The organism is Geobacillus sp. (assembly GCF_017515625.1).
Classification (GTDB): domain Bacteria; phylum Bacillota; class Bacilli; order Bacillales; family Anoxybacillaceae; genus Geobacillus; species Geobacillus stearothermophilus.
In genome coordinates this window covers 1-6,826 of sequence record NZ_JAFWFM010000131.1, presented here as the reverse complement: position 1 = coordinate 6,826, position 6,826 = coordinate 1, and the positions used below count along the sequence as shown (strand labels likewise).

8 protein-coding genes are annotated in these 6,826 nt (G+C 53.8%); 3 read left to right on the top strand and 5 right to left on the bottom strand.

All coding sequences use genetic code 11. The features are described from left to right. The first annotated feature begins 365 nt into the window (after nt 1–365). Nucleotides 366–875, top strand: coding sequence for a YndM family protein (locus IKE44_RS08255; protein ID WP_033016582.1), 510 nt, complete (start codon nt 366–368; stop codon nt 873–875). 157 nt (nt 876–1,032) lie between these two features. Here the strand turns inward: IKE44_RS08255 and IKE44_RS08250 are convergent, their stop codons facing one another. Then, on the bottom strand, nt 1,033–2,229 hold the full coding sequence (locus IKE44_RS08250; RefSeq protein WP_033016581.1) for a toxic anion resistance protein: 1,197 nt from the start codon (nt 2,227–2,229) through the stop codon (nt 1,033–1,035). Further along, nucleotides 2,226–2,873: a 5-bromo-4-chloroindolyl phosphate hydrolysis family protein gene (locus tag IKE44_RS08245; protein ID WP_287465577.1), complete on the bottom strand. Its 648-nt coding sequence runs from the start codon at nt 2,871–2,873 to the stop codon at nt 2,226–2,228. Before IKE44_RS08245 ends, IKE44_RS08250 begins: the two co-directional genes overlap by 4 nt. Nucleotides 2,874–3,030: 157 nt before the next feature. Between IKE44_RS08245 and IKE44_RS08240 the strand changes: the two genes are divergently transcribed. Both IKE44_RS08240 and IKE44_RS08235 read left to right on the top strand, forming a co-directional pair. Next, entirely contained in the window at nt 3,031–3,159 is a 129-nt protein-coding gene (locus IKE44_RS08240) for a hypothetical protein (RefSeq protein WP_255350121.1), read from the top strand. 20 nt (nt 3,160–3,179) lie between these two features. Next, nucleotides 3,180–3,842: an SIMPL domain-containing protein gene (locus IKE44_RS08235; protein ID WP_049625271.1), complete on the top strand. Its 663-nt coding sequence runs from the start codon at nt 3,180–3,182 to the stop codon at nt 3,840–3,842. On the opposite strand, the gene IKE44_RS08230 is transcribed toward IKE44_RS08235, so the two are convergent. The 3 genes from IKE44_RS08230 to IKE44_RS08220 form a co-directional block, all read right to left on the bottom strand. Beyond that, nucleotides 3,832–4,578 (bottom strand): TcaA second domain-containing protein, encoded by a 747-nt coding sequence (locus IKE44_RS08230; protein ID WP_049625987.1) that lies wholly within the window; start codon nt 4,576–4,578, stop codon nt 3,832–3,834. The two genes, IKE44_RS08235 and IKE44_RS08230, sit on opposite strands and share 11 nt — an antisense overlap. Nucleotides 4,579–4,715: 137 nt before the next feature. Continuing rightward, nucleotides 4,716–5,981: an MDR family MFS transporter gene (locus tag IKE44_RS08225; RefSeq protein ID WP_049625269.1), complete on the bottom strand. Its 1,266-nt coding sequence runs from the start codon at nt 5,979–5,981 to the stop codon at nt 4,716–4,718. Nucleotides 5,982–6,123: 142 nt separating this feature from the next. Beyond that, nucleotides 6,124–6,826, bottom strand: a 703-nt coding sequence (locus tag IKE44_RS08220) for a CAP domain-containing protein (RefSeq protein ID WP_483299807.1), incomplete at its 5' end; no start/stop codon positions are given.

The following is a 6,826-nucleotide window of genomic DNA, read 5'->3' as shown; positions in this document are numbered from 1 at the left end:
CGTGGCCGCGAAGCGCACCCTAGGTCTGTAAGATATCCACAAAACTGAAAAAGGATGTAAGGGATTTTGTCGAAAAATATTTTTTGGACACCCCTGAGGGGCCGAAAAGCCTTGATAAATCAACATTTCTAGAGGGAGGGAGTTTATGGATAATACATGTATACATCAAGACAAATGCGGCAAACTAACGGTAAACAACCAAAAGAGAGGATGATGATCAATGAGACAGCCACAACAAAACGACAGCTTGGAGCAGCAACGAAAAAAACAACAGCCGGCAAAAAATATGGAAAAGCAACCGGGGTACGGAGATAAAAAATTAGAGGGTCCGAACTCCCCTGCAGAGTGAAGACGGCGGCGCAAAGATGAGACATTTGCTCGCATTGGCGCTGAAGTATTTGCTGACGGCTACCGTGATGTTCGCCATTTTGCCGTTGTTTTTGCGCATATCGTCCGCGGAACTATTATGGTTCAGCCTTTGGCTGACGCTAGTCGCCTACGCGCTCGGCGATTTGTATGTCTTGCCGCGCCTCGGCAACGTCTCGGCGACGATCGCCGATTTCGGCCTAGTGTTTGTCGCTACTTGGATCGGCGTTGGCGCGTTTTATGACGGTGCAGGGGGCGCTATGATCAATGCAGCCTTTTTCTCGGCCTTGCTTGCCGCATTAGGGGAGCTGTTGTTTCATGGCTATGTGTTGCGTTTTGTCATCGGCCAACATGGCGAGGAAGGGGTGCCGCTGATCGGCCGCCAGTGGCAGACGGAAGCGGCGGAAGAGTTTGACATCCGCACCGCCCGCCCCGATGGCCGCGAAGACGAACGGGTGGACGACGAAGACCGGCCGAAGCAAGAACCGCCCAACCCCCCGATTTTGTAGGCGAGGAGGCCGCCTAGCGCAAAACGCCATCGAACGGCGGCTCTTGGCTGCACAACCGCCTGCGGCCGAAACAAGCGGCCGCGCAAAACGACGAAAAGGGTGCCCATTTCGTGGCAGGCACCCTTTTCTATGCGCCGAGCCGCGGGCAAGCGATCCCCTAACGCTCCGGCCGCTTCAAAGACAGAAGCGTCTGTTTCAGTTCCGCTTCCATGGCCGCCAGTTCGCGTTCGGCCTGCTGCCGTTTCAAACGGCCTTCCGCTTGAATTTTCAACGTCTCCTCAAGCGTGGCGATCAAGTTTTCTTGCGTCCGCTTCAGCGTTTCGATGTCGACCAAGCCGCGCTCATTTTCCTTGGCGATTGCGATGCTGTTCGTTTTTAACAGCTCGGAGTTGCGCAACAGCAGCTCATTCGTCGTTTCAGCAACTTGTTTTTGCGCCTCCGCCGCTTTTTGTTGTCGAAACAGCGTCAACGCGATGACGACTTGGTTTTTCCAAAGCGGAATCGCGTTTAAAATCGATGACTGGATGCGCTCGACGAGCGTCTCGTTCATATGCTGAATCATGCGGATTTGCGGCGCGGTCTGGATCGTCACTTGCCGGCTGAGCTTTAAGTCGTGCACCCGCTTTTCCAGCCGGTCGGCAAACTGGCGCAAATCTTGCACCTCTTGCCAAGCCATTTGGTCGCCGGAGCGCTCGGCGGCCGCTTGCTTTTCCGGGATCGTTTTCGTCCGCAGCTCCTCCAGCTTGTATTCCGCGGCCGCAATATAAATATTGAGCGCCTCAAAATACTCTTTATTTTTCTCGTAAAGCGTCTCGAGCATCATGATGTCGCGAAACAACAAATGCCGGTGTTTTTCCAGCTGGTCGGCGATTTTGTCGATTTCAACGCCGATTTTTTGATATTTCGCCACCATCCCTTGCAGCGGCTTGGCCACTGTGCCAAACAAGCGGGACAAAAACCCTTTTTTCGCCGTCATTAAATCATCGGGATTGACTTCCTTAATTTTCGCCATCAGCTCGCTGATCACTTCACCGACCGGACCGGCGTCTTTCGTCTGCACATGATGCAAAATCGCATGGGAAAACTTGGACAGCTCAGCTTGCGCCGCCACCCCGTATTGCAAAATGGCCTGGTGGTTGGCCGGATCGATTTGTCGGGCCAGCGCCAATGCTTTTTCCCGATGCTCCGGTTTGAGCGCATCGAGTGCGTTAGCCGTCGTTTCCCCTTCTTCAAGCTGGGGGGCGGCCGGCGGGGAAAACGGCTGGGCCAGCAGATCGTCAAGTATGCTTGTCCGTTTCCGTTCATGAAGCTGTTCGAGTGACTCCATCTCATGATTCCGTTCGTCCACCGTCATTCTCCTTTCTTTGACAACGGCAAATGAAGCCAGGCCGATGATTGATGCAACGACTGCTCAAGCATTTTTGCTCCGGTGTGCAGCGACCAAACGTCGTTTGATAACACTTCGAGCAGCTGCCGCTCCGCCGCTTCGGTCAGCTCGCCAAGCAACCGCTCCGTTTGTTGCAGCGCCGCGGCCATTTCCGCATTTTGCACCGGCTGCTGCGACAAGTATACGTATTTTTCCACCATTTCCACCGCCGTCGGCCACTCATTTAAGAAAAACGGCTGGGCGAGGCGAAGCTGGTGCGGCTGCTGCTCGACCGCGCGAATGATCCGATCGACGATGGCACTCAATCGGGAAACGGTTTGCCACATCGCCACCGAACGAAGCCGATAGCGGGCCCGGCGCAGCCGCTTCCATAACGCGCGCGCCTCGCCAAGCTGGCTGCGAACGTATGCCTGCTCCTCGGTCGGTACGTCAGCTGCCAAACGGCGATGCCGCCTTTTCATCACAGCGGACACCCCCCACATCGCTCCCATTCCTGATAAAAGCGAGGCCAGGACGTGAAAATCGGCGGCAATAAATACCGTAACTGCAACGATGATCCCAATGTTCCATGAAACGAACCAACGCCATATCGTGCGAAGCAGTTGCTTCATTGTCCATCCCTTTCTTCATCTTTTCTTCCATTATAACATGTCCACGCCATGATACGTACAAGCGCCCAAAGAAGTTTCATCACCAACTAGACGGCGCGCATAGGACAATGGCCGCTTTGAATAAGCTATAGTGAAACCATCGAAAGGAGAAATGGGGATGAATTCGATCGACTGGCAATTTGCCTCCTTTGTCGTGATCTCGCTGTTGAAGGAATATTGGTGCTATGTCGGCCTGCCGCGCGTCTACTATTGGCAAGCGGCGGACGAGGATCAAAAAGCTGCCTAATGGTGGAAGGAGGGAATGAAATGCAGTCATGGCATCGTCCCGCTCCCCCTGTCGCTTCTCGCCCCACACTGACCATCACTGGCCAAGGAACCGTCATCGCCAAACCGGATACCGTCCTCATCGCAATCGGCGTTCATACAGAACATCACAACATCCAAGAAGCCCTGACTGACAATGCCAAACGCACCAATGCCGTCACCGAAGCATTAAAGGCGCTTGACATTCCAATAGAAGACATTGAAACGACATCGTTTTCCATCCGGCCAACATACGAACATCATAACGGAACAACCGCTTTATCTGGCTATGAAGTCGAACATTGGCTGGAAATCACCGTCCGCGATCCTAAAAAAGCCGGCGCCATTTACGAGGCGGCCGTTGCCCGTGGAGCAAACCTCGCCCGCGGCTTGGAATTCCGTCTAGCAAACGAACAAGCCTATTACCAGCAAGCGTTGGCATTGGCCGTGAAACACGCCAAAGAAAAAGCGCTGGCCATCGCCCGCGCTCTCAGCTTGCCTCTTTATGACACGCCGATTGAACTGAAAGAACAGTCATCGCCTCGGCCGGCGCCATACAATCCGGCTGTTCTCAGCATTTCCTCATCAGCGCCGCCTGTACAGACGCAAGATGTTGTCATTACCGCCGTCGTGGAAGCGGTATTTGCTTATTCGTTCATTTCGTGATATCGACCTCATGGACGCGGGCGCCGCCAAACAGCTCAACGCGGATGGTTTTCTTTTTCCCATTCGAATGGACAATGGTTACAGTGTACGCGCCCGGCAAATACGGGCCGATTTTTTTGACAAATGGGTCTTTCGTCGCCTCCTCTTCCGCTTTCACCCCATTGACGACAAGCGACGCCTCCGGATCATCGACGCGGACATGGAGAAAATAGAGGGCTGGCTCAAACACATACCGATCCTCAAACACATGAATCGTAAACACCGGCGGGCGGGACGTCAATCCTTTAATATACACGTGCCCCCCCTCACGCTGGCGGTCGAACTCCTGATCGAGCGCTTCGTACGCCTCAGAATGCTGTTCAAAATAGGCGAATAACGGCGTGAGCGTTTTCTCATTAATGGGCACCGTTTCATCGGTCGTTCTCAGCATCGTTTGCAAGGCAGCCGCATCGCGGTCTTCGATCGCTTCTTTCAACCGCGTGATGGCCAACTCTCGGCTCGCTGCCGTCTTTAATGTTCCGTACCCGCTCCAAACGAGCGTGCCCGCCCCCCATGCGACAGCGACCGCCAAAAGAAGCCAGCCGATGAAACGGTATTGTTTTTTTCTCTTTTCTCGGGACAATAGGCGCTTTTGATGCCGTTTCTCATAACGCGCTAACGCCGCCGCGCCGTCTTGTCCGCCGCGGTTGTCCGCTTCCCCCCCGTTTATGTTCGTTTCCCACCGTTGCAGTTTCATGATGGCTTCCCCTCTCCTTCTCTCTGTCTAGTTCCACTTTATGTCAGAGACAGGGAATATATGTTACACGAACAACGACACGCTTTTTATTATACCGGGGAACACAAAAAAACGGGTAGCCATTTGCATAGCCCCCGTCATTGGGAAAGGGAAATGTCCGGCCGCTCTGTTTGCTGCCTGGCCTGGTGAAACATCCATGCATAGAGCGCCGCGCTGGCGAGCGCCAGCATTCCAAGGCCAACAAACGTCCATGTATAGCCGACCCACGTCGCGGCTGCAAGCGACATCGGCGCCACCATCCGCCCGATCGTAAAGCGGAGGCTAGCGGCGGCAAAATATTGGCCGCGCATGTCTTCAGGTGCCAGCCTGGATACAAATGACTGCTGCAGACCGGCCGTCATCAGCTCGGCCAAGGTGAACAGCACCATGACCGCCGCAAATCCGAAAAACGACGATGTTTGGCTAAACAGCCACATTGTGATGCCATATAAAACAGCCGAGCCGATAAACGCCCACCGCTCCGAAAAACGCGCCATCTGCCGCGTCATCATGACCGTGCACAGCGCCACAAGCAGCCCGTTTTCCGCAATAAGCAGGCCAAAAGCATTGGCGCCGTCCACCGTCCAGCCAGCCCATAACGTTTCTTTATGAAGCGTCTCTTTCATATAGACCGGAAGCAACAAATCAAGCTGCATAAACGTCTGTGCGACAAGCACCCCGGCTATAATAAACAAGAAAAAGGTGCGGTCGCGGACAATGACGGCATACTGTCCTATTTGTTCCCGCCAAAACCGCAGCCACGGCACGGTTCGCCGCCCTCCCGCCGAATGCGGGGCTGTTTCGCGCAGCCGTCTGGCCAACACAGCCGCCATCGTTAAACAGGAGCACGCCGCCAAAAGCAGCAGCCAAAACAGGTGATCAGCATAAAACAGCCCGCCGACCGTCGGGCCAATCACGACCGAAATATTCACCGACGTATAAAACACCGCGAACACGTAGCTCCGGTCTTTTTCTGGCACGATGTCAGCAACCATCGCCTGGCTCGCCGGCCAATAAAAGGCGACGCAAATGCCGGCAAACGTAAAACAAAGAAAACCGACAAGTGGCGACGACCACCATGGGGAACTGGCCAAGGCAAAGACGAAAAACGCCGCCCCCTGCCCGTAAGCGGATAACACCATCATTCGCTTGCGCCCGAACACATCGGCGCAATAGCCACCCATCAAATTGGCGACCACGGAAAACAATTGCGACACAATCAATAACATACTGGCTGTTTCTTTGCCAAACGAGTCTGCAAAATAGATGGCCATAAACGGAAAAAACATCCAAAAAGTCGTATTCATCAGCGCCTCGCCATACAGGCGGGCTTTTAAGTTGTGATCCCAATCGCGTATTCGCATTGGTGTCTCCCCCGCGATCTTCTCATTTTTTACAGCCTGTTGACCATTATAGCATAGTTTCCCAAGTTGTTAGCGAAATATTTTTGTACAAAAAAACCCTGCCCATCTGCATGATGGGCAGGATCACCGTCAACCATCCGCCTTACTTGCGGATAAATTGTTGCGTCCAAATATAGCCGTTTTCTTCAAAACCAACGCCGATATGCGTAAAGTTTTTGTTCAAAATGTTCGCCCGGTGGCCTTCACTGTTCATCCACGCATTGACGACTTCTTGCGGGGTGCGTTGGCCTTTGGCGATGTTTTCCCCGGCGGCTGTGTACGAAATGCCGAATTTTTTCATCATCTCAAACGGGGAGCCGTACGTCGGGCTGTTGTGCGAGAAGTAGTTGTGGACCGCCATATCGCGCGATTTTTCGCGGGCGACTTTGCTGAGAGCTAAGTCGACTTGAAGCGGCGGCAAACCGTATTTTGCCCGTTCTTTGTTCGTCAGTTCTACGACTTGTTGCTCATAAGCGTTCAAGCCGGTTGTTTTTTGTGTCGTTGTTGTTGGCGCTGTTGCCGGTTTTTTCGCTGGCGCTTGCGTATTGGCTGCCGGTTTTGCAGCCGCCGGCTGTTTGACCGCTGCCGGAGCTTGCGGTTTCGCTGCGGCCGGCTGTTTCACTGCCGGTTGCTGCACGGCCGGTTTCGCCGGTTGGAACGACACAAACGGGAAGTATTGTTTCAACCATTTCTCGAAATCTTGAATGTTAGTGCTTGTATATTTTACTTGATACACGTTCGCTGTCGGACACGTCACCCCTGCCGCTTCCGTTTTCGTCGTTGCCGCAAACGAAGCGCCGACAAGT